This window comes from Roseixanthobacter psychrophilus, from assembly GCF_043195195.1.
In the GTDB taxonomy this organism is placed as follows: Bacteria; Pseudomonadota; Alphaproteobacteria; order Rhizobiales; family Xanthobacteraceae; genus NCEH01.
The window spans coordinates 1-19,748 of sequence record NZ_JBAFWT010000033.1; the positions used below are offsets into that span (position 1 = coordinate 1).

At 66.1% G+C, this 19,748-nt stretch carries 20 protein-coding genes and 1 pseudogene; 7 read left to right on the forward strand and 14 right to left on the reverse strand.

Annotated elements, in window-relative coordinates; all coding sequences use genetic code 11:
* Window positions 1–176 precede the first annotated feature (176 nt).
* Window positions 177–368, forward strand: a complete 192-nt coding sequence (locus tag V5F77_RS21960; protein ID WP_429007541.1) for a helix-turn-helix domain-containing protein — start codon at window positions 177–179, stop codon at window positions 366–368.
* Between the two features lie 90 nt (window positions 369–458).
* Here V5F77_RS21960 and V5F77_RS21965 read toward each other — a convergent pair.
* From V5F77_RS21965 to V5F77_RS21985, 5 genes and pseudogenes are all read right to left on the reverse strand, one after another.
* Window positions 459–524, reverse strand: a pseudogene (locus V5F77_RS21965) (serine dehydratase beta chain); the annotation flags it as partial.
* The gene (locus V5F77_RS21970) at window positions 521–1,075 is read right to left on the reverse strand and encodes a sarcosine oxidase subunit gamma (RefSeq protein ID WP_429007485.1); all 555 of its coding nucleotides are present in this window, start codon (window positions 1,073–1,075) and stop codon (window positions 521–523) included. The gene V5F77_RS21970 and the pseudogene V5F77_RS21965, both read right to left, overlap by 4 nt.
* Entirely contained in the window at window positions 1,068–4,082 is a 3,015-nt protein-coding gene (locus tag V5F77_RS21975) for a sarcosine oxidase subunit alpha family protein (RefSeq protein WP_429007486.1), read from the reverse strand. The genes V5F77_RS21970 and V5F77_RS21975 overlap by 8 nt, the downstream gene beginning before the upstream one ends.
* Window positions 4,079–4,360: a sarcosine oxidase subunit delta gene (locus tag V5F77_RS21980; protein WP_429007487.1), complete on the reverse strand. Its 282-nt coding sequence runs from the start codon at window positions 4,358–4,360 to the stop codon at window positions 4,079–4,081. Before V5F77_RS21980 ends, V5F77_RS21975 begins: the two co-directional genes overlap by 4 nt.
* An 8-nt stretch (window positions 4,361–4,368) precedes the next feature.
* Window positions 4,369–5,622, reverse strand: coding sequence for a sarcosine oxidase subunit beta family protein (locus V5F77_RS21985; protein ID WP_429007488.1), 1,254 nt, complete (start codon window positions 5,620–5,622; stop codon window positions 4,369–4,371).
* 103 nt (window positions 5,623–5,725) lie between these two features.
* On the opposite strand from V5F77_RS21985, the gene V5F77_RS21990 reads away from it, so the two are divergent.
* A complete protein-coding gene (locus V5F77_RS21990; protein WP_429007489.1) occupies window positions 5,726–6,766 on the forward strand; it encodes a GlxA family transcriptional regulator in 1,041 nt (346 codons plus the stop codon).
* A 3-nt stretch (window positions 6,767–6,769) separates the two neighbouring features.
* Here V5F77_RS21990 and V5F77_RS21995 read toward each other — a convergent pair whose 3' ends face one another.
* From V5F77_RS21995 to V5F77_RS22015, 5 genes are all read right to left on the reverse strand, one after another.
* Window positions 6,770–7,603: a GntR family transcriptional regulator gene (locus V5F77_RS21995; protein WP_429007490.1), complete on the reverse strand. Its 834-nt coding sequence runs from the start codon at window positions 7,601–7,603 to the stop codon at window positions 6,770–6,772.
* Between the two features lie 99 nt (window positions 7,604–7,702).
* On the reverse strand, window positions 7,703–8,719 hold the full coding sequence (locus V5F77_RS22000) for an ABC transporter substrate-binding protein (protein WP_429007491.1): 1,017 nt from the start codon (window positions 8,717–8,719) through the stop codon (window positions 7,703–7,705).
* A 138-nt stretch (window positions 8,720–8,857) separates the two neighbouring features.
* Entirely contained in the window at window positions 8,858–9,742 is an 885-nt protein-coding gene (locus V5F77_RS22005) for an MBL fold metallo-hydrolase (protein WP_429007492.1), read from the reverse strand.
* A gap of 41 nt (window positions 9,743–9,783) precedes the next feature.
* Complete coding sequence (locus tag V5F77_RS22010) at window positions 9,784–10,674, reverse strand: ABC transporter permease (protein WP_429007542.1); 891 nt, start codon at window positions 10,672–10,674, stop codon at window positions 9,784–9,786.
* 1 nt (window position 10,675) lies between these two features.
* Window positions 10,676–11,494 (reverse strand): ABC transporter ATP-binding protein, encoded by an 819-nt coding sequence (locus V5F77_RS22015; RefSeq protein WP_429007493.1) that lies wholly within the window; start codon window positions 11,492–11,494, stop codon window positions 10,676–10,678.
* A gap of 1,075 nt (window positions 11,495–12,569) precedes the next feature.
* On the opposite strand from V5F77_RS22015, the gene V5F77_RS22020 reads away from it, so the two are divergent.
* Window positions 12,570–12,758, forward strand: coding sequence for a hypothetical protein (locus V5F77_RS22020; protein WP_429007494.1), 189 nt, complete (start codon window positions 12,570–12,572; stop codon window positions 12,756–12,758).
* Window positions 12,759–12,963: 205 nt separating this feature from the next.
* Entirely contained in the window at window positions 12,964–13,137 is a 174-nt protein-coding gene (locus tag V5F77_RS22025) for a hypothetical protein (protein ID WP_429007495.1), read from the forward strand.
* A 111-nt stretch (window positions 13,138–13,248) separates the two neighbouring features.
* Here V5F77_RS22025 and V5F77_RS22030 read toward each other — a convergent pair whose 3' ends face one another.
* On the reverse strand, window positions 13,249–13,533 hold the full coding sequence (locus tag V5F77_RS22030; protein WP_429007496.1) for a hypothetical protein: 285 nt from the start codon (window positions 13,531–13,533) through the stop codon (window positions 13,249–13,251).
* Window positions 13,534–13,589: 56 nt separating this feature from the next.
* On the opposite strand from V5F77_RS22030, the gene V5F77_RS22035 reads away from it, so the two are divergent.
* The 3 genes from V5F77_RS22035 (at window position 13,590) to V5F77_RS22045 (ending at window position 18,264) form a co-directional block, all read left to right on the forward strand.
* Entirely contained in the window at window positions 13,590–13,715 is a 126-nt protein-coding gene (locus tag V5F77_RS22035; RefSeq protein WP_429007497.1) for a hypothetical protein, read from the forward strand.
* A gap of 215 nt (window positions 13,716–13,930) precedes the next feature.
* A complete protein-coding gene (locus V5F77_RS22040) occupies window positions 13,931–15,103 on the forward strand; it encodes an efflux RND transporter periplasmic adaptor subunit (RefSeq protein ID WP_429007498.1) in 1,173 nt (390 codons plus the stop codon).
* Window positions 15,103–18,264: a multidrug efflux RND transporter permease subunit gene (locus V5F77_RS22045; RefSeq protein WP_429007499.1), complete on the forward strand. Its 3,162-nt coding sequence runs from the start codon at window positions 15,103–15,105 to the stop codon at window positions 18,262–18,264. The genes V5F77_RS22040 and V5F77_RS22045 overlap by 1 nt, the downstream gene beginning before the upstream one ends.
* 8 nt (window positions 18,265–18,272) lie before the next feature.
* Here the strand turns inward: V5F77_RS22045 and V5F77_RS22050 are convergent, their stop codons facing one another.
* From V5F77_RS22050 to V5F77_RS22060, 3 genes are all read right to left on the reverse strand, one after another.
* Window positions 18,273–18,854 carry a cytochrome b gene (locus V5F77_RS22050; protein ID WP_429007500.1) on the reverse strand — a complete coding sequence of 194 codons (582 nt, stop codon included), beginning with the start codon at window positions 18,852–18,854 and terminating at the stop codon, window positions 18,273–18,275.
* Between the two features lie 73 nt (window positions 18,855–18,927).
* On the reverse strand, window positions 18,928–19,431 hold the full coding sequence (locus tag V5F77_RS22055) for a GNAT family N-acetyltransferase (protein WP_429007501.1): 504 nt from the start codon (window positions 19,429–19,431) through the stop codon (window positions 18,928–18,930).
* Between the two features lie 97 nt (window positions 19,432–19,528).
* Entirely contained in the window at window positions 19,529–19,672 is a 144-nt protein-coding gene (locus tag V5F77_RS22060) for a hypothetical protein (RefSeq protein WP_429007502.1), read from the reverse strand.
* Between the last annotated feature and the right edge of the window lie 76 nt (window positions 19,673–19,748).

Sequence of the window (19,748 nt, forward strand, 5' to 3'; positions counted from 1 at the left end):
TTAAAGGTATTTTACGTAAAATAATCAATTTATAATCGTAATTATAATTATTTATGCTGAAATTACATTCAGGTATATATTCTATAATAGAATATAATTTCAGTGTCGGCCTATTAAATATAAATGTTGTCAGACAAAGTAAGGGGGAAATGAATTAAATTCAAATTGAAATTGATATTCGTCATCTCAGATATTTCATCGCTGCGGCAGAAGGTGGAAGCTTCCAGAAGGCTGCAGCGGCACTCGCGGTGCAGGAATCCTCCGTCAGTCGCCGGATCCGCGACATCGAGGACCAAGTCTGTGGGAGCGCCGACGCTTCCCCTTCCGGTCGGCCCGGCTCCACGACGAAGCCGCTGCCGACGGAATAGAACTTCCGCGCCACAAGGAGCCGAAAAGCTCCTCCCGAACCCGTCTGATCCGCACGGGCATGGTCTTCAGGAAGCGCCTTGCGGCTACCCGGGACCCACCGTGTGGGACGAGGACGGCCCGATACCGATCCTGAACAGGTCGAACACGCTGATCACGCCGCCCCCCATTCCTGCGCCGCCTCCAGCAGGAAGGCCTGGGCATAAGGGGCGAAGGACCGCGCACACTCGACGCGGAACCCCTCGTTGCCCCGTATCAGCACGATCTCCGCCTTGGCGAGCACGGTGCGGGTGGCGCTCCCCGGCGGAAATGCGCTCCCGTGGAGGTCGAGGGGGACCCCCGCATTCAGGATCATCGGCGCGGCGGCGCCGCCGACGGTGATCGCCGCCTGGCGGTGGCCGATGTCCACCAGGGAGTGAAAATGCCCGGCGAGATCCGCCGCGATGGCGCTGGCCGCTCCATCCCCATCCGGCGCCACCAGCAGCCATTCGTCGGGGCCGAGGCGCGCGGCGAAGCGATCCGTCGTGCCCCGCGCGGAATTGACGGGGCCGGACAGATCGAACATCCCCGCCCGTCCCACCGCCGCCGCGGCTCCGGGCGGGAGGCGCAGCACGTGGCGGCTTGCCGGGCCGAGGGGGACGATGGCCGCCGCTTGCATGATGGAGGCCGGCGCGGTGAACGGCGAGCGATATGTGGCACGCTCAGACATGGACGTTGCTTCCATGGACGCGTTCTCCCGTAGGATCGAAGAAGACCGGGGGCACTACGCGCACGGCGGTGAAGCCGGTACGGGTCGTCGCCTGGAGGACCTCCTCCATCCGCCCCCGCCCGCCCGAGACGAGGGCCAAAGCGATGGATCGCCCGCAGGTGTCGCTCCAATAGCTCGACGTGACATGCCCGAGCATGGGCACCGGCACCGCGGCCGTCGGATCGGCCACGATCTGCGCGCCCTCATCCACCAGGAGGCCTTCCGCTTCGGTCAGCAGGCCGACCAGTTGTCGGCGGTCCGCCTTCAGCATGTCCGGCCGGCATAGCGAGCGCTTGCCGACGAAATCCGGCTTGGTGCCGGACACCGCCCAAGACAGGCCGGCATCGTCCGGCGTCACGGTGCCATCGGTGTCATGGCCGGCGAGCAGGAAGCCCCGCTCGGCACGCAGAACATGGGTGGCCTCGGTGCCGTAGGCGGACATGCCGAAGCCTTGCCCGCGCTCCCACAGGACGTCCCACACATCCCGCGCAAAGCCGGAGGGCACGTTGATCTCGTAGCCCAGCTCGCCGGTGAAGGAGAGCCGGAACAGCCGGAGAGGGACCCCGCATAGGGTTCCGCTACGCACCGCCATGGGCGGGAAAGCCATGGGCGAGAGATCAATGCCCTCGACCAGCGGCGCGATCACCTCGGTTGCCCTGGGCCCCTGCACGGCGATAACGCCCCATTGCTCCGTTGTGGAGGTGAGATGCACCTTCAGGTCGCTCCATTCGGTCTGGAGATAGTCCTCCATGTGGGCGAACACGCGCGCCGCGCCGCCACTGGAGGTGGTGACGTGGAAAAGGTCCGGCCCCAGGCGGGCGACGATGCCGTCATCGAAGATAAAGCCGTTCTCGCCCAGCATCAGGGCGTAGCCGCACATGCCGGGTTCAAGTGCGCTCAGGTCACCCGCATAAATGCGGTCGAGAAACGCCAGAGCATCGGGTCCCGTCACCTCGATCTTGCCCAGCGTCGAGGCATCGAACAGGCCCACCGCCTGGCGCACCGTTCGGCATTCCCGCGCCACGGCAGCGCGCATGTCCTCTCCGGCCCGGGGGAAATAGCGGGCGCGCTGCCACAGGCCCACCGGCTCGAAGACCGCGCCCCGCGCGCGCGCCCAGTCGTCGATGGGCGTGGTGCGGATGGGGTCGAACAGGGTATCGCGCGCCGCGCCCACAAGGGCGCCGAACGAGACCGGCGTGTAGGGCGCGCGGAAGGTGGTGGTGCCCACCTGCGGAATGGGTCGCTCCACCGCTTCGGCGATGAGGCCGAGAGCGGCCATGTTGGAGGTCTTGCCCTGGTCGGTGGCCATGCCGTTGGTGGTGTAGCGCTTGATGTGCTCGACGCTCTCGAACCCCTCGCGCACCGCCAGCCTGATGTCTTTGGCTGTGACGTCGTTCTGGAAATCCACAAACGCGCGCGCGCGGCCCGGATCGGCGTCCGTCGGCAGCACCCGAGCCGGGGTGAAGCCCGTGGCGGAGGGAGGGACAACGGCGAAGGTCCGCGCGCTCTCGCCCCTCGCCGCTCGCGTGCCCGCCTGCCAGCCTTCCGCGAGAATGGCGGACAGGTCGTAGGCGCCGTTGCAGGCGCCCGCCGACCGCGCCCGCTGCGCCGCCGCGCCGGGAACGAAGGCGTCGATATCTTCCCGGAAGGCCAGCTTGCCGCGCGACTGGGAGTGAAGATGCACGGTGGGCGTCCACCCGCCGGAGAGGCCGACGGCATCGCACGCAAGAACGCGGCGCGGCCCGACGCTCCCGGACGGGCTGACCGGCGCGACGACGAGCCCCCTCACCCGGCTGCGACCGAGGGAGCCGACCACAGTGTGCCCGGTCAGCACCTCGACGCCGGCATCGCGGATCCCGGCCAGTTCCGGCCCGCAGGCGTCCTGCGGGCGCGTGTCCACCACCGTCACGGCAAGGCCTGCGGCTCGCGCCTCCGCAGCGGCCTGGTAGGCAGATGCTCCGTTGGTCGCGAAGACGAGGGACCGCCCAACGGCGACCGCATAGCGCTGCAGGTAGACGCGGATGCTCTCCGCCAGCAGGATGCCCGGCCGGTCGTTACCGGCAAAGGCCAGGGGACGCTCGTGGGCACCGGTGGCGAGGACCACCTCGCGGGCCCGTACCTGCCACAGCCGCTCGCGCGGCTGGCCCGCAGGGGCGACCGCGAGATGGTCGGTGCAGCGCTCCGCCAGCGCGACATGATTGTGGTTGTAATAGCCGAAGGCGGTGGTCCGTGTCAGGACAGTGACGTTGTCCCGCCGCTGAAGCTCGGCCAACGCCTTGTCGCGCCAGGCAATAGCCTGCTCGCCCTCGATGCTCGAGACCGCGTCGTGGAGCAGGCTGCCGCCGGGCTCCGGTTGCTCATCGGCGAGGATCACCCGCTGTCCGTGTTCCGCCGCGGCGAGCGCGGCGGCAAGGCCGGCAGGCCCCGCCCCCACCACCAGCACGTCGCAATAGGCGTGGCGATGCCCATAGCGCTCGGCGTCCGGCGCACGCGGAGCCACGCCGAGCCCGGCCGCGGCACGGATCACCGGCTCATAGACCTTGTGCCAGAAACTTCGGGGCCATTTGAAGGTTTTGTAGTAGAATCCGGCGACGAAGATCGGCGCGAGAACATCGTTCACCTCACCGATATCGTATTCCAGAGACGGCCAATGGTTCTGGGAGCGCGTGACGAGGCCGTCGCAGGCTTCCACGATGGTGGCGCGGTTGTTCGGGTCGCGCCGGCCGGCGCCGCGATCGATGTCCAGCAGCGCATTGGGCTCGTCCGCGCCGTGGCTGAGGATGCCGCGCGGGCGGTGATACTTGAACGAGCGCCCCACAAGGTGGATGCCGTTCGCCAGCAGGGCCGAAGCCACCGTGTCGCCGGCGAGGCCGGCAAGTCCACGTCCGTTGAAGGTGAAGCGGAGCGGCTGGGTGCGGTCGACGCGCCCGCCGGCGGGAAGGCGGAAGGGCTGGGGATGGGCCATCATGCGCCTCCTTCTGGCCGTGGCGTCCCCATGGGATAGCTTGCCACGAACGCATCGCTCGCGGTGTCGCGCAGCGCGTTGAACCAGCGCCCGCAGCCGTGCGCATGAAGCCAGCGCTCCGCGTGGACGCCCCTGGGATTGGAGCGGAAGTAGAGGAAGCGCGCCCAGGCCGCGTCGTCGCACGCTTCGGGATGGTCCGGACGGGAGATGTGGGCTTCGCCGCCGCACCGGAACTCGATCTCGGGCCGGGCGCCGCAATGGGGACAATGGAGGAGGAGCATAATGAAACTCAGTGTGCGACCGCCGCCGCGGCCGCCTCGTCGATGAGGCGGCCAGTGCGGAAACGGTCGAGGGTGAAAGGCGCGCTGATGGGGTGCGGGGCACCGGTGGCAAGCATGTGAGCAAACAGGTCGGCCGAGCCCGGCGTCGCCTTGAAGCCACCCGTGCCCCAGCCGCAATTGACGTAAAGCCCTTCCACCGACGTCCGGTCGATGATCGGCGAACGGTCCGGGGTGACATCCACGATGCCACCCCAGGAGCGCATCATCTTCATGCGCCGAAACTGCGGGAACAGCTCGCAAATGGCCTCCAGCGTATGGGAGGTGACGTGCAGCCCGCCCTGCTGGGAATAGGAGACGTACTGGTCGGTGCCGGCGCCGATCACCAGTTCGCCCTTGTCCGACTGGGACAGGTAGGCATGGACGGCGTTCGACATGACGACGCAGGGCACCACCGGCTTCACCGGCTCGGAGACCAGCGCCTGCAGCGGGAAGCTTTCCAGCGGCATGCGCAGCCCGGCTCGCGCCATCACGACGCTGGTGTGCCCGGCTGCCGCGACGCCCACCCTGCGGGCGCGGATCGGCCCGCGGGTGGTCTCCACGCCGGCTATCGCGCCGCCGGACTGGCGGATGAATCCGGTTACCTCGCAATTCTCGATGATGTCGACGCCGAGGGCATCGGCGGCCCGCGCATAGCCCCACACCACCGCATCATGGCGGGCCGTGCCGCCGCGCCGCTGGAGCGCGGCGCCCAGGACCGGGTAGCGAGCGCCGGGAGAAATATCGAGCCCGGGGCAGAAGGCGCGCGCCTCCTCCGCCGTCAGCCATTCATTGTCGATGCCGTTCAGGCGGTTGGCATAGATATGCCGCATGAAGATCTGAAGGTCGTGCTGGGTGTGCGCCAACATCATGACCCCGCGCGGGGAATACATGACGTTGTACTGCAATTCCTGCGCAAGGCCGCGCCACATCTTCAAAGCATGCTCGTAGATGGCCGCGCTCTCGTCATAGAGATAGTTGGAGCGGATGATGGTGGTGTTGCGGCCTGAATTACCGCCGCCGATCCAGCCCTTCTCGACCACGGCGACATTGGTGATGCCGTGCTTGCGCGCGAGATAATAAGCGGTACCGAGCCCATGCCCGCCGCCGCCGACAACAACAACGTCGTAGGCGCGCTTGGGCTCGGGCTTGCGCCATTGCAGCCCCCAACCCTGGTGCGCATTGAAGGCTTCGGACAGAAGCGATGAGAGCGAGAAGTGCGGCATCCAAATCACCTGCAGCGGCAGCTTGGTCCTGCCAATTTGTGCAGCGATTGTGCCCGACGATAATGATTGAATCTTGCAGAAAGACGACTACACAATAGTAGGAATGAGACATTCGCGCGCGGTACGATCAAAGCTGAAGGTCGGCTTTTTGCTGCTGCACAATTTCACCCTTACTGCATTTTCCACGTTCGTGGATGTGCTGCGCCTCGCGGGCGACGAAGGGGATCGCTCGCGGCCCATCGCCTGCGACTGGCAGGTGATGAGCACGAACCGGCGGCCGGTGCGCTCCTCCTGCGGGATCGAGGTACAACCCTCCTCGGGCCTCATGGACCCGGCTGGCTTCGATTATGTGGTGGTGGTAGGCGGATTGCTGCACGACGTACCGCCCCTGCCCCCCGAGACCGCCGCCTATCTTCACAAAGCGGCTGAGGCCGGCGTGCCGCTCGTGGGCGTGTGCACGGCCAGCTTCGTGCTATGCCGGCTCGGCCTCATGGAGCACCGCAAGTGCTGCGTGAGCTGGTACCACTACCGGGATTTCATGGAGGAATTTCCGAGCCTTATCCTGGTCGCCGACTTGCTGTTCGTGATCGACGGGGACCGGATCACCTGCTCGGGCGGGGCCGGTGTGGCGGACCTGGCTGCGCGCCTCGTGGCGCTGCACTTGGGCCAGGCACGGGCGCAGAAGGCGATGCACATGCTGCTGATGACCCGGCCGCGGGACGAGGCGAGCCCCCAGCCTGTGCCGCAGCCGGATCCCCACGCCTGCGCGGACCGGCGCGTCCAACGCGCGCTGCTGATGATGGAGCAGAATCTGGCCGATCCGCTGACCATCCCGCAGATAGCGTCTCGGCTCGGCCTCGGGACCCGGCAGTTCGAACGGCTGTTCCAGGAGCAGCTCGGGACGAGCCCGCACCAGGCCTATCTCGACTTGAGGCTGAAGCATGGCCAATGGATGCTTCGGAATACTTCAACCACCACGGCACAGATCGCGGCGGATCTTGGCTTCGTGGATTCCTCCCACTTCGGCCGCGCCCTCAAGGCCCGGCTGGGCATGACCCCGGCCGCGTTCCGCAACGGGTGCCGGGCCGAGCGGGCGGGAACCGTCCACCCGCAGGAGAATGCGGATCGACGCATCTACGAGTGAGCCTTACGCGGACCGGGGCGCCTGACTGTCTATGCGCATGAAGAACTGCGTGCGCGGGATGAAGATCCGCTGAAACGAGCCGTGATTGGCCGGACTCGCCGAGCTGAAGATCTCCACCACCATGCCGATCGTCTTGGACGCCACCCCGATCTTGGAGCAAATGTCCCGTGGAAGAGGCTCAATTCGGATATCGTAGGTCACGCGCTGGACATTGAGGTTAAGCTCACGCCGCAGGTTAACGCCCTCAAGGGGCATCGTCTTGTCCTTGCGCGCCTGGTCATAGACGCGCGCATCAATAATGAACTGGCTGTAGACCAGTAATTCGTGGCCGATGTCGACGATGCGGTCGATCTCTACCACTTCGTCTTCCACCCATTGCAGGTGCATGCTCCAGGAGCCGCGGCTACTGTGCCGGTGGACACGATCCACCTGGGGGAAGACGGGGAAAAAGTTCTCGCGCCGCTCGTCGCTGAACAGGAAGTGCCAGACCGTATCCACTTGGCGCGGCTCGCGATTGACAAAGCTTCCGGCACGCCCCTGACGACGATCCACCGCCCCGTCCTGCACCAGCTCGCGATAGGCCTTCTGCACCGTGCCGAGGCTGAGTCCGGTGGCCAAGGCCAGATCCTTTTCGGGCGGCAGGCGATCGCCAAGGCTCCAGAATCCCTCGCGAATCCCCGCCAGCACCGCATCCCTCAGCTGGAGGTATTTCGGGGACTGGCCGGGGTCCTTCGGCGCAAAGCGGCGCCAGAAGTCGTAGCCCGCCTGGGACGCCGGAGCCCTGGTCACGGCATCGGCCTTATCGCGCGTCGCACGCGGAACCTGAGGCTTTGTCATGGGAGAGTCCGAACGCAGGTGAGAGGGCGGAGGTACCGACATTCCTCCGAGGAGGCAAGGCGCCGGCACGGTGGCGTGCGCGGTGCCCGCCATGAGCGGTCAGTCGCCGGGCAGATCATGGACGTTGCTGAAGAAAACGTCTTTCCAGGAGGCGAGTGAGTTCTTCAGGAGGCCGGTCTTGTGCATGTATTGCGCGAAGACCATTACCTTTCGGGGTGTCGGCGAGAAGGTCATCATATTTGGATCATTGAGGATCGCGACAATCTCGGCCACCGACAGCTTCGAGGTGTCGAACCGCTTGAACGCCTGCGCCGCCGCGGTCTTGTCGGCGGCGATGAGACCCATCGCCTCGGTCAGCGCCGCATAGGTGGCGTCATAGAGCTTGGGATTGTCCGCCCGCCACTTGTCATTGGCGTAAGCGGTGATCAACGTGCTGGGGCCGCCGGTGACTTCATAGGAGCTGAGGATGGTGCGCACGTTCGGATTGGCGAGTTCCATCTGGATGAAGGGCACTGTGGTCACGTGCGTCTTGGCGCCCGCCCCGCCCGAAAGCAGCGCAGCGACTCCGTCGGGATGGGACATTGTGATGGCGAGCGTGTCGAACTTGTTGCGCTGGTCGAAGCCGAAGGCCTGGGCGGTGGCCATCTCCAGGATCAGGGCATGCTGCGTTCCCTTGCCGGAGGCCATGGCGATCCGGTCGCTCGGCTTGAAGTCCTTGATGGACGTGATCGCGGGGTCGATGGTGTTGAAATAGATCGGGGAATCGCAGATCGCCATCATTCCCTTCACAGGGGCAAACTTCACCGTCTTGTCCCACAAATTCAGCATCACCGACGTGCCGGCCATGGCAATGTCGGCATTGCCGGAGATCAGCGCATCGGTGATGGCCGGGCCACTGGTCAGCTGCGTGTAGGTGACCTTGACATCGGGTACGCCGAGGGCGGCCGCATGCTTTTCAATCAGCCTGCTTTCCGTGGCGATGATCATGGGCAGGTAGCACAGGCCGAGGCCGCTCACGACACGCACCTCGGCCGCCTCGGCCTGCCGAGCAAAGTGCGGACCGAAGACGGCGGCAAGAGCGATGGCTAATCCGGCCAGCCGGGCAAGTTGTTTCATATGTATCCCCTTGTTATCCGGAAGGTTCTGCGCCGTTTTGGCGTCTCGTTTTGCGATCGATGAAACGCGACGCCGGCGGGCCGGGAATCGCGTTTGGTTCTTACTGCATCAGATTCGACGGGTGGTCGCCGAATCGCGTCAGAGCAGGCGGTCGTTCTGCGGTCCCTTGAGCGGGATCTCCATGAGGTCTTCGCCGAAGAAGATGTTGCCGCCGTAGACGCGCGAAATGTCGGAGACCACCCGTTCCCTGAGGCCCGGCCGGTCGAACTGCTCGGTGATGTGGGTGAGAACGAGATTCTTCACCTTGGCGTCGCGCGCCAGCTCCGCCAGCTCCATGTGGCCCATGCAGCTATGCGAAAAATCAGGGCTGTAGTTCGTTCCCGAAAGATAATGGCACATGTGCACGAGCACGTCGCAATCCTTGGCCAGCACATGCATGCTTTCCGCCGGCCCGCTGTCGCCGGAATAGACGAAGACGCCCTCGGGCGTCGTCAGACGGAAGCCGAGGGTGACGAGGAAGGGCTGGAAGTGGTTCACCTGGGTCGTCTCCAGCGTCCAGCCGTCGCCCTGGATGACGTCGCCGGGCGCAAGCGTGGTGACTTCAGGGGCGGGCCGCGGCCGGGGGAGTGCGCCGCCGCGGGCCTTGAACAGGTCGAGGCTCGAGCCGTGGGAGGTGCGTGCCACAAGGTCCGCGTTGTAGACGCCATCCAGCCCGAACAGGCGCTCGGTGATCTCGGCGATGGGGGCGGGCCCGAAGACCTTCAGCTCCGGAATGCGGTCGGCGCCCTGGTCCCAGCGGGTCAGGAGTAGACGGCCATAGTCGCCGCAATGGTCATAGTGCAGGTGGGAGAAGAAGAGGTGGGTCACCCTGGTCGCGGGGATGCCCAGTTCCAGCAGGCGATGATGGGCGCCGAAGCCATGGTCCATGACGATCACGTCGTTGCCGGTCTCGATCACATAGCCGGAGGACATGCGGCGCAGGGAGGGCGTGGGCGTGCCGGTGCCGAGTAGGCGAATACGCATGGGACTGCTCGTTTCCTTGGGTTTATGCGTGCAGGGTGGGGTCAGCCGCGGCTCATGCCCCAGCGGCGGATGGTGCGGGCCTCGATGGTGCGGAAGATCAACCCCTCCACCAGGAGGCCGATGATGATGACGCAGGTGAGCCCGGCGAAGACCTGATCGGTTTCCAGCTGGTTGCGCTTCTCGAACAGGAACCAGCCGAGCCCGCCCGAGCGCGAGGACACGCCGAACACCAGTTCCGCCGCGATCAGCGTGCGCCAAGCGAAGGCCCAGCCGATCTTCAGTCCCGAGAGGATCGAGGGGAAGGCGGCGGGGATCAGGATCAGCGCCACATAGCGCACGCCGCGCAGGCCATAGTTCTGGCCGGCCAGCCTCTGAGTTTCGGAGACGCCCAAAAAGCCCGTCAGCGTGTTGAGGGCCACGGCCCATAACACCGAATGCACAATGACGAAGACGAGGCTGGGCACGCCGAGCCCGAACCACAAGAGCGCCAGCGGCAGGAGGGCGATGGCGGGCAGCGGATTGAACATGGCGGTGAGGGTCGCCAGAAGGTCGGCGCCCAGCCGCGAGGAGACGGCGAAGGTGGTCAGCATGGCCGCGAGGGCAATGCCGATCGTATAGCCCGTCATAAGCACCTGGAGTGTGGCTCCGATGCGCTGGAGCAGGACACCGTGGATGAGGCCGTCCCACAAGGCGCGCAGGGTGTCCGTTAGCGTGGGGAACATCAGCGGGTTGGAGAGCCATATGGCATAGAGTTGCCAGGCCACCATCAGCGCCACGACGATTGCCCCGCGCCTGACACCCTCCATGTTCACAAGGTGCTCCCAGAGCGAAAGCGGACGCTCGATCTCGCCTGCATCGCTCACGCGCGGCGTGGTCCGTTCGAACTCCGGCCGGATCGGCGGGGAAAGCCGGGCGACCGGCAAAGGAGACATCTCAGCCATGGTGACCCTCTGCAAAAAGCATGGTGTTGATCTTCTGAGCCAGGGCCATGAAATCGCTCCCGCCCAGGTGGTCATGCCCGTACTGGTGGGCATTCAGTTCCGCCTTCACCTGGCCGGGATGGGGCGAGAGCACGAGAATCCGCGAGCCGATCACGATCGCCTCCTCGATGGAGTGGGTGACGAAGAGGACGGTGAAGCGGGTGTCGTCCCACAGCTGCAGCAGTTCGTCCTGCATCTGGCGGCGCGTCAGGGCATCGAGGGCTGCGAAGGGCTCATCCATCAGGAGGATGGCGGGCTCCATGGCCATAGCGCGGGCGATGGCCACGCGCTGCTTCATGCCGCCGGAGAGCATATGCGGATAGGCATCCGCGAATTTGCTGAGCTTGACCTTCGAAATACTGGCCAGAGCGCGCTCGCGGGCCATGGCGCGGGGGAAGCGACGGCTCACCAGGATGGGGAACATCACATTCTCCAGCACGGTCTTCCAGGGCATCAGCTGGTCGAAATCCTGGAACACCATCATGCGGTCGGGACCGGCGCCGGTGATCATTTGGCCGTTCAGCCGCATGAAGCCCGCCACCGGTTTCAGGAAGCCGGCGACACCTTTCAGCAGGCTGGATTTCCCGCAGCCGGACGGACCGAGTAGCACGAATCGGTCGGCCGGATAGACTTCGAAGCTGACGTCGCGGGTGGCCGTGACGAGCAGATCGCGGGTCTTGTACTGGAGCGTGACCCCGGACACCTCCAACAATGGCCTGGCTTGCTGGGGCGAATACGTCTGGTCTTGCGGATGCGTGGCAGCAGCGCTCATCGGCCCCCTCATTTTCCCGGCTCTGGCTTCGCCTTCAACGATGCCCGAAGGGGGCTATGCGCGGCGAATTGCACTGATTTTTAAGATGTAGCAAAACGTAAATGCTACATAGTTTAATGTCAAGCGGACCTCGATTGCGGTGGGATGTCGTGGAGCGGCCGCGGCGCTCAGCCGAGAGCTCCATTCAGCCGAGGTGTTGCCCGGAACTGCAATGGGGACCACGGAACAGACATTCTCGATGTCCGAGATGGGGCGCTGGCCTAGGCTCAGGACTCGCGAATCAAAGTCTGAATATAACGGCCGTCGCGATGCAGATGACAGAGAAGAATGCGCGAAAGAATCAAATCAAAACTGGCGCAAAATTTGTCAATTACTTTAGATTTTCGAGCAGAATAACGGAAATTAAATTCAATAATATTTTATAAATTATAAACAAGGCGGGACTGTTTCAGTATATTAATTGTTGCGGGCGCCGAGACGATCGACGAGGATTTTGAATGAAGAGACCTTTCAGGATCCGACACGAGTTCGTGGGGTTCATCCAGCAGGCCCGCGAGGCAGGTGGCCCGTGCAGTCGCGCCATGGGTGACCGAAGACGAACTGTCTGCATGGCGAAACGCATGGCCAGTCTGAGTCGGCTACAGCTGTGCACGGACCGCGACCCTGATGAGCCTGATCGATGGTGTCGGCCGGCGATCATCGCCTACACCCGTCGAGACGCCTCCGCCTCTAAATCTCATAGGTCGGAGTGTGCTGCGTGATCCGATGCCATGCTGATTGACGCTGCCGCCACGACAATCCAGTCTCACATTCGCGGATTGTGCCGCGAATGACCTATGCAGGCGAGGGAGTCGAAAGCGGCCGCTCAGATATCCGTCGCTCAGATATCCGTCCAAGGTGACAGCCGGCTGGAAAGTGGACGGTAGCACAGTCTCTAAAGGGTCAATCCCGCGCTTCGCGGCCGTGCAGGATGCAGCGGGACGTTCTTGGGTGTCGGCATTCCGGCTACGTTCGTTAAGCTAGGCCGGTGCTCCAAAGCGGGGCATCAGATCGCGGGGAAGGGACCCGTGCGTTCGTGCACGATCTCGAGATAGCGTCTGTCCGCGACTTGAGGCTTCGCCAAGATCGCAAGGCGCGGTTCTGGGAGGCCCATGCCAGGAGCGCCCTCAACACACGCCAGCGCCTCGTGGTCAACCGTCTGCTCAACGGCTTCGAAGGCAAGCTGACCTCGTCCAAATATGCCACCCCCGCCAAGTGCTCGTAGGACACCGCCGCCCGCGACATCGACGACCTGTGCGGCACGGGAATTCTGGCCCGGGATCCGGCCGGCGGGCGGAGCACCAGCTACAGCCTCATCGCCAGGGCTGCCGACGCCGTAGAGGCGGTGGCGCGCTGGGTTCTGGCACACGCCGACAAGACGGCGCGGGACGGGCCAGGAATGGCCAGGTCCGGAGGAGGGCCGGGCTCGCATGGAGCGCACTCAGGTCATCGGCCGTGAGCTTCAGACGCTCGCTCGCGAGTTCGACACGACGCCAAGCTATGTAGACTTTGAACAAAGGCTCCGTGCGCAGCACGATCTGGGGCTTTTCCCGGACGATCGATTGGTTCGCGCTGCCGCGATGGCCATCCAACGCGGCATCTAAAAAGGAAATGAAAGTCCGACATTCCCGCAGTCTTTGGCGGCGCCGAATTGATCTTAAGCCAAGCCATATCAGGCTGGGACGAAACACTTGGGCAACGCCCGAGCCTCGCAATTACGTGGGCCCGCCCGCTGTCGAGCGGATCGCAGCACCGAGCGTGCGCAGCGCCTTGCAGGCGGTCCGATCGGTGAGGTTTGAGTAGAGCATCACCTCCCGCGAGGGCAGTCCCGGTAGCCCAACCCTCGGCCCCACATCGACAGTCACCGCCGGGGCTACGCGGCGCCCAAGGGCCGCTACTGCAAGGCCGGCGGATACGGCGGCGCCAATGGTACCGATGCCGCCGCCGACGAACACCTCCGTCCACGGGATGCCCGCGGCATCCAGGGCAGATGTCGCCATGGTGCGAACGCTGCACGGCGCGGCCTGGGTGGCGAGCCCAGCGGATCGCCGGCCCTATGCTCGAAGTCCGGCACCGCCATCCAGCCGAATTCCTCGTCGAGAATAACCTCTCCGCCGCGGCGATGGTTATCGTGGCGCAGTACGATGGCCGCGTCGAGTTCGCCGCGTTCGAAATCCTCTAGGCTCTCCCATCAAGAGGTGACCCGCACCTCCAGGATGAGCGATGGGTCAACGCCACCCATCTCGCACGCCCGCTGCTTGACACCCTGCCGCAGGCCTGAGCGCGATGGCCCACTCGTTGAGCGTCTGGCCCCGTGCCGCCGATCTTGGCGACGAATTCAGCAATTCTCTGTTTGTTGTAATCTTTGGGCAATCGCGCTGCGCGATAGCCCTGCCCATGAAAACCGATCTTCCTCGTCGGGGCCTTGTGTGGCCCCCGCGCTGCCTCCTGATTGTTGCAGGGGCGCTCGCCTTGGCGGCGTGCGGTGAGAGCCAGCCGGCTGCACTCCACGAACCCGTCGAGGTCTCGGTCGTGCAACTGAGACCCGAGGCCATTACGATCTACGACGTGCTGCCCGGCCGGGTCGCCGCCTATCGTGTCGCGGAGATCAGGCCGCAGGTTGGCGGTATCGTCCGGAACCGGCTATTCCGCCAGGGCAGCGAGGTCGAGGCGGGCCAGCCCCTGTTCCAGATCGATCCGGCCGCGTTCGCCGCCGAAGTCGACATGGCGGCGGCGGCCCTTAGCAGGTCCGATGCCGCGCTCAACAGGACGGAGGCGCAGGTCCGGCGCGTGGAGGCGCTTCTCAAGACCAACACGGCCACACAGCAGGCCTATGACGAAGCCATCGCCGCGCGCGCGCAGGCCGCTGCCGACGTCGCGTACGGCCGGGCCGCGCTGGAGCGCCGGACGCTCGATCTCGGCTTCGCCACCATCCGCGCGCCCATCGCCGGGCGGATCGACCATGCGTTGGCGAGCGAGGGCTTGCTGGCAACGCCGGGCGGCACCTCGCCGCTCGCGATCGTGCAGCAGATCGACCGGGTCTATGTCGATCTCCGCCAGCCGGCACGCCGCCTCGACGCCTTGCGGGGGCTGGCGCGCCCCGATGAAGCGGATGCGGGCACCCCGGTGGAAATCCTGTCGGCAGACGGCAAGGCCTATCCTGTGGTCGGAAGGCTGCTGTTCTCGGGGATCAGCGTCGACCCCGGAACGGGCGAGATCGTCCTTCGCGTCGAGGCGGACAATCCCCAGCGTCTCCTGCTCCCGGGCATGTTCGTGCGGGCGCGGCTGGGGCGGGAGAAAAGGCCGGCGGCACTGCTGGTGCCCCTGCAGGCGGTCCAGCGCGACGGCAACGGCGTCGAGCACGTCAGCATCGTCGAGGACGCGGGCAGGGTGGTGCGCCGCGAGATCGTGACCGGCGGGCAGATCGACGGGCGCGTCGTCGTCGAAAGCGGGCTGCGCGCCGGCGACCAGGTGGTCGTGGAGGGGCAGGACCGCATCCAGCCGGGCGCGCAGGTGAACGCCTTGCCCTGGCGGGTCGAGCGCGTCGCGGATGCGGAGCCGCATCGCTGATGTCCGCCTTCTTCATCGACCGGCCGGTCTTCGCCTGGGTCATCGCGATCGTCATCGCGCTCGCCGGGGCCATCGCAATCCCGCAGCTTCCCACCGAGCGCTATCCGGCCATCGCGCCGCCGAGCATCAGCATCTATGCGACCTACCCCGGTGCCTCGCCCCAGGCGATGAGCGAGGGCGTCGTCGGCCTGATCGAGCGTGAACTCTCGAGCGTGCGCAATCTCCTGTATTTCGAGAGCTCGACGGACATGTCGGGCACCGCGACGATCACCGCTACGTTCAAGCCCGGCACCAGCCCGGAACTTGCGCAGGTCGACGTGCAGAACCGGCTGAAGACCGTGGAGGCGCGCCTGCCGCAGGCGGTCCGGCAGCTCGGCCTGACGGTCGAGGCCGTCGCCTCCGGCTTCCTGCTACTGCTGGACATCACGTCCCTGAGCGGGGCGCACGACGAGGTAACCCTCGGCGACTACGCTGTGCGCAACGTCGCTGACGAGCTCAAGCGCCTGCCCGGCGTCGGCCGCGTCCAACTCTTCGCGACGGAGCGCGCGATGCGGATCTGGGTCGATCCGGTCAAGCTGTCCGCCCACGATCTGACCTTCGGCGACGTCACCACCGCCATCGCGCAGCAGAACGTGCAGATCGCGCCGGGCGCCCTCGGGGCCGAGCCGACGACCGCCGGCCAGCGTGTCACCGTGCCGCTCGAGGCCGATGGGCGGTTGCGGACGCCCGAGCAGTTCCGGGCCATCGTGCTGCGCGCCAATCCGGATGGATCCAGCCTGACCCTCGGTACGGTCGCCCGGGTCGAGCTGGGTGCGCAATCCTACGCCTTCGCTTCCCGCTCCAACGGCAGGCCGGTGGCGACGCTCGCGGTCCAGCTCGCCCCCGGCGCCAATGCGGTGACGACATCCTCAGCCATCGCGGCCCGGATGACGGAGCTGGCCAAGGCCATGCCGGAGGGAATGGGGTTTTCGATCCCTTTCGATACGGCGCCCTTCGTGCGCGTCTCCATCGAGAAGGTGCTGGTCACGCTTCTTGAGGCCATGGCGCTGGTCTTCCTGGTGATGTTCCTGTTCCTGCAGAACGTCCGCTGCACGCTGATCCCGGCGATCGTGGCGCCGGTCGCCCTGCTCGGCACCTTCGCGGTGATGCTGGCGGTGGGCTATTCCATCAACGTGCTGACCATGTTCGGCATGGTGCTGGCCATCGGTATCATCGTCGACGACGCCATCGTCGTGGTCGAGACGGTAGAGCGGCTCATGGCGCAGGAGGGGCTCACACCGCGCGCGGCGACGCTCAGGGCGATGCGCGAGATGAGCGGGGCGGTCATCGGCATCACGCTGGTGCTCTCGGCCGTGTTCGTGCCGATGGCGCTGGCGGGCGGTTCCGTTGGCGTCATCTATCGGCAATTCGTGCTCACGATGGCGGTGTCGATCCTGCTTTCGGCCTTCCTTGCCCTCACGCTGACGCCGGCGCTCTGCGCGACCATGCTCAAGCCGGTGCGGGCGCACGGGGAGAAGCCGGCCTTCTTCGGCTGGTTCGACCGGCGCTTCGAGGGGCTGACGCGCGGCTACGCGCGCGGCGTCGCCCGGCTGGTGGTGCGGCCCCGGTACATGATGGCGGGTTTCGCGGTGGTCGTCGTCCTGCTCGGCCTCGCCTTCGCGCGGCTGCCCTCGGCCTTCCTGCCGGAGGAGGACCAGGGCTATTTCCTGACCTCCATCCAGCTGCCGCCGGACGCGACCGCGAACCGCACACGCGAAGCGGTCGAGACCATGGAGCGGCACAATGCCTCGCGGCCGGCCATCCGGCACACCGAGAGCATCCTGGGGTTCGGCTTCTCGGGCTCCGGCCCGAATGCCGCGATGATCTACACCATGCTGACGGACTGGGACGCGCGCAAGGGGGCGAGCGCCGCCGACGAGGTCACACGGGCCAACGCGGCCGCCCGGTCGATCCGCGAGGGCAGCGTCGTCAGCATGCTGCCGCCGGCGATCGACGGGCTTGGCACGACCTCAGGCTTCGCGCTGCGGCTGGAGGATCACGCCGGCCGCGGCCCGGCCGCGCTCGCGGCGGCGAAGGACTGGCTTCTGGCCGCGGCCGCCGCAAGCCCCGTGCTCTCCGGTGTCTATGAGGAGGGCCTGCCCGCCGGAAGCCGCATCCGGCTTCATATCGACCGGCTGAAGGCGCGCGTCCTCGGCGTCTCCTTCGCCGATATCGCGGAGACGCTCAGCGCAGCGATGGGTTCGTCCTATGTCAACGATTTCACCAATCTCGGCCGCGTGCAGCAGGTGATCGTGCAGGCCGACGCGGCGGCGCGGATGACGCTCGAGGACATGCTGGCGCTTCAGGTGCGCAACGCCGCCGGCCGTTCCGTGCTGCTGTCGGAGCTCGTCACGCCCGCGTGGGAGTCCGGCCCGCTCCAGGTCGTGGGCTACAACGGCTATCCGGCGGCGCGGATCACGGGTTCGGCGGCGCCGGGCCGCTCCAGTGGAGAGGCCATGCAGGAAATGGAGGTTCTGGCGCGCCGGCTGCCGCCGGGCTTCGCCGTCGCGTGGACCGGCCAGTCCCTGCAGGAGCAGCAGGCCGGCGCGCAGGCTCCGCTGCTGCTCGCCTTCTCCATACTGGTCGTGTTCCTGGTGCTGGCCGCGCTCTACGAAAGCTGGTCGGTGCCGTTCGCGGTCATGCTGGTGGTGCCGCTCGGCCTGATCGGCGCGGTGGCTGCCGTGATGCTGCGCGACATGCCCAACGACGTGCTCTTCAAGGTCGGGCTGGTGACCATCATCGGCCTCTCGGCGAAAAACGCCATCCTGATCGTCGAGTTCGCGCGGGCCGCCCGCGCGCGTGGCGTCGATCCGGCGAAGGCGGCGGTGGAGGCGGCGCGGCTGCGGCTGCGTCCGATCGTGATGACGAGCCTCGCCTTCACGCTCGGCATCGTGCCGCTCATGGTCGCCTCTGGGGCGGGCAGCGAGACCCAGCAGTCGATCGGCACGGGCGTCTTCGGCGGCATGATCAGCGCGACCGTCCTCGCGGTCGTCTTCGCGCCCGTGTTCTTCGTCGTCGTGACGAAGCTGGCGGAGCGGCTGGCCGGGTGGATTGGGCGCGGTCCGGCGGCCTCGGCCGACCCGTCGCCCGAACCGACGGCCGACCCGGCCGGGCCGCGTTAGGTTGGGGGTCAGGCGCGGCTGCGCCACATGCGCGGCAGAACGTCGGTGGGACCGTTCCTGTCCTCGTAATGGTGCTTCAGCGTGCCCGCCACGTGCAGGCCGACGCAGGCGAGGAGAAGATAGGCCGCATATTTGTGAAGGGCCTGAAACACCGCGAAGGCCGCGTCGTTCTTCGGCAGGAGTTCCGGCAGGTGGGGCAGGAAGAAGAACGGCACGCCGTCGCTCTGGGTGAAGCTGCTCGACATGGCGTAGCCCAGCAGCGGGATGAGCACGGTGAGCGCGATCATCAGGCGGTGGGTGGCGTGCGACAGCATCTTCTCCCATCCCCGCAGGGCCGGGGGCATGCCGGGAAGACGCGCGCTGTAGTGCCAGCGCAAGGTCAGCTGCACCAGCGCCACGAGCCAGACCAGGATGCCGAACTGCTTGTGGTTCACATAGAAGAACCCGGCGGTCGGATCGTCTTCGGACAGCCGGGTCATGTACCAGCCGGCCGCGATCAGCGCGAGGATCAGCACCGCCCGCACCCAGTGCAGGATGCGCATGGAACGCGGGTAGACGACGCTCTGTCCGGCGTGCAGCGATTGAGGCATGAAAGACGTCCTGTTCCGTGTGGCTGTGCCTCGGCTTGGCCGGAGGCGGGCGGGCTTGGTGCGGCAGGTCGGTCTAGTCCCGCCCCGCCATGACCTTCTCGAACCTGAACATGCCGCCGCCGCCCGGCAGCTCGGGCTGATCGTCGCGGTGGGGGTCGGGGTGGCCGGCGTGATAATAGGCGACGATCTTGAAGCCGCATGTGTTGACGTAGAAGTGGATGTTCCGCCTTTCGAAATAGGGGGTGTGGGTCGTCCACACTCGCGTTTGCGGATAGCGGGCTTCGATCGCCTTCCAGGCGCGTTTGCCGATGCCCTGGCCTTCATGGCCCACGGCCACGAAGAACAGGGCGAGCGCGCTCTGCCCGGTCAGTCTGTCAATGATCACGACGGCGCCGCCGACCCTGTGTCCATCCCGCACGATGTGAAGAACCTCCGCGCCCGGTGCCTCGCAGGACTCCTTGATGATTTCGTCGGGCGGGATGGCAGCCTCCGCCAGAGCGCCGAATTCCGCCACGGCGGCGGCGGCGAAGGCCTCCCGCAGGTCCTGCCGGTAGCGCGGCAGGTCGGCGGCGGCCACGGGCTCGAGCGTCATATTATCGTGATCCAAGGTCATGATCCGGCTGAAGGCCCGGTCCGGGCCCCGCGGTGAGGGTGACGCGGCGCGGTCGCGGGCATCAGTCCGGCACAAAGGCTGACACCATGCCGGCACCGCAAGACGGCGTGATGGCTTCGGTTGGCACCGTGTCCGCCGAAGGGACACGATTGAACCCCTGCACACCCGAAACCGCCGCGCGCGCGACGGTTCGCACCTCATCCATGAATCGGAGCTCCATTACATGGACATTACGCAGCCCCGACCGCCGGGCGCCGCAGATGCGAGAACGCGCCTCGGCG

Excerpts from the sequence above, each read along its gene's own strand:
- V5F77_RS22005 (WP_429007492.1), bottom strand. The coding sequence starts at position 9,742 with ATGCGTATTCGCCTACTCGGCACCGGCACGCCCACGCCCTCCCTGCGC.
- V5F77_RS22015 (WP_429007493.1), bottom strand. The coding sequence starts at position 11,494 with ATGAGCGCTGCTGCCACGCATCCGCAAGACCAGACGTATTCGCCCCAG.
- V5F77_RS22025 (WP_429007495.1), top strand. The coding sequence starts at position 12,964 with ATGGAGCGCACTCAGGTCATCGGCCGTGAGCTTCAGACGCTCGCTCGC.
- V5F77_RS21970 (WP_429007485.1), bottom strand. The coding sequence starts at position 1,075 with ATGTCTGAGCGTGCCACATATCGCTCGCCGTTCACCGCGCCGGCCTCC.
- V5F77_RS22000 (WP_429007491.1), bottom strand. The coding sequence starts at position 8,719 with ATGAAACAACTTGCCCGGCTGGCCGGATTAGCCATCGCTCTTGCCGCC.
- V5F77_RS22060 (WP_429007502.1), bottom strand. The coding sequence starts at position 19,672 with ATGGATGAGGTGCGAACCGTCGCGCGCGCGGCGGTTTCGGGTGTGCAG.
- V5F77_RS22050 (WP_429007500.1), bottom strand. The coding sequence starts at position 18,854 with ATGCCTCAATCGCTGCACGCCGGACAGAGCGTCGTCTACCCGCGTTCC.
- V5F77_RS22010 (WP_429007542.1), bottom strand. The coding sequence starts at position 10,674 with ATGTCTCCTTTGCCGGTCGCCCGGCTTTCCCCGCCGATCCGGCCGGAG.
- V5F77_RS22035 (WP_429007497.1), top strand. The coding sequence starts at position 13,590 with ATGCTCGAAGTCCGGCACCGCCATCCAGCCGAATTCCTCGTCGAGAAT.
- V5F77_RS21990 (WP_429007489.1), top strand. The coding sequence starts at position 5,726 with ATGAGACATTCGCGCGCGGTACGATCAAAGCTGAAGGTCGGCTTTTTG.
- V5F77_RS21995 (WP_429007490.1), bottom strand. The coding sequence starts at position 7,603 with ATGACAAAGCCTCAGGTTCCGCGTGCGACGCGCGATAAGGCCGATGCC.
- V5F77_RS22045 (WP_429007499.1), top strand. The coding sequence starts at position 15,103 with ATGTCCGCCTTCTTCATCGACCGGCCGGTCTTCGCCTGGGTCATCGCG.
- V5F77_RS22040 (WP_429007498.1), top strand. The coding sequence starts at position 13,931 with ATGAAAACCGATCTTCCTCGTCGGGGCCTTGTGTGGCCCCCGCGCTGC.
- V5F77_RS21980 (WP_429007487.1), bottom strand. The coding sequence starts at position 4,360 with ATGCTCCTCCTCCATTGTCCCCATTGCGGCGCCCGGCCCGAGATCGAG.
- V5F77_RS22030 (WP_429007496.1), bottom strand. The coding sequence starts at position 13,533 with ATGGCGACATCTGCCCTGGATGCCGCGGGCATCCCGTGGACGGAGGTG.
- V5F77_RS21985 (WP_429007488.1), bottom strand. The coding sequence starts at position 5,622 with ATGCCGCACTTCTCGCTCTCATCGCTTCTGTCCGAAGCCTTCAATGCG.
- V5F77_RS21975 (WP_429007486.1), bottom strand. The coding sequence starts at position 4,082 with ATGATGGCCCATCCCCAGCCCTTCCGCCTTCCCGCCGGCGGGCGCGTC.